Source organism: Pseudomonas meliae, from assembly GCF_001400515.1.
GTDB lineage: Bacteria > Pseudomonadota > Gammaproteobacteria > Pseudomonadales > Pseudomonadaceae > Aquipseudomonas > Aquipseudomonas amygdali.
This window is the reverse complement of sequence record NZ_LJQT01000186.1, coordinates 1-714: the sequence shown is the minus strand read 5'-3', so window position 1 is coordinate 714 and position 714 is coordinate 1. Positions and strand designations below refer to the sequence as shown.

General features: G+C 50.7%; 1 protein-coding gene and 1 pseudogene. Both read right to left on the bottom strand.

From position 1 onward, the window contains the following. Positions 1–43: 43 nt before the first annotated feature. Positions 44–286 (bottom strand): annotated as a pseudogene (locus tag ALO64_RS24075) (IS3 family transposase); the annotation flags it as partial. Positions 287–370: 84 nt separating this feature from the next. Next, positions 371–556 carry a hypothetical protein gene (locus ALO64_RS08350; RefSeq protein ID WP_004664555.1) on the bottom strand — a complete coding sequence of 62 codons (186 nt, stop codon included), beginning with the start codon at positions 554–556 and terminating at the stop codon, positions 371–373. Positions 557–714: the final 158 nt, after the last annotated feature.

Genomic DNA, 714 nt, shown 5'->3' with positions numbered 1-714 from the left:
CTTTTTCAGAGTTTCCCTAATATTAAGAGATCCACAACGACAGCCACTTCCCTTGAGCCCAGATGTAGGTGATGTCACCAGACCCGATTCGGCGCCGGCACATCAAACTCTCGATTCAAGATGTTCGGAATATATAAGACCGCTCAACCGTCGCTGGCTTGTAGGCGTGTGATCCAGGTTGTTCGCTGACCAGCTCCAGTTCCCGCATCAGGCCTCGCACCTTGAACCGTCCAATCTGCTCGCCGTCTTCCAGCATCATCGACACGATGCTGCGGCGTGAAGATGCGACCGTGTGACCGCATCTTCACAGGCATGCACAGGCTTGAAGCACATGTTATTTTTACCGCATATAGCGTGTATCGTAAAAAACTCAACCTTCGCCGCCACCGCCGCACGAAATCAGTTCAATAAGTCCCATTTGATACCATTTATTCTGGCAACTCCACCCGTGTTCAAATGTAAACGCACTTGCAGTGCCGCTGAATGCAACGCCCAATGCGAGCGCCAAGGCGATTCCAATATTTCGCGAACGCACTTTCTTCATGTTGTCTTTCATAAATGCTCCATAGTTTTAGCAGGTAATGCGAGCCTGTAAAGGCTGCATGAACGTCACAATACCCTACCGACTTTAACGCTTTATTGTCGGCACTCAAGGTACACTGCAGCGGCCCTAAACTGTGACCAGGCAAACAGCGACTGAACCGCCCCGGGTTT

Excerpts from the sequence above, each read along its gene's own strand:
- ALO64_RS08350 (WP_004664555.1), bottom strand. The coding sequence starts at position 556 with ATGAAAGACAACATGAAGAAAGTGCGTTCGCGAAATATTGGAATCGCC.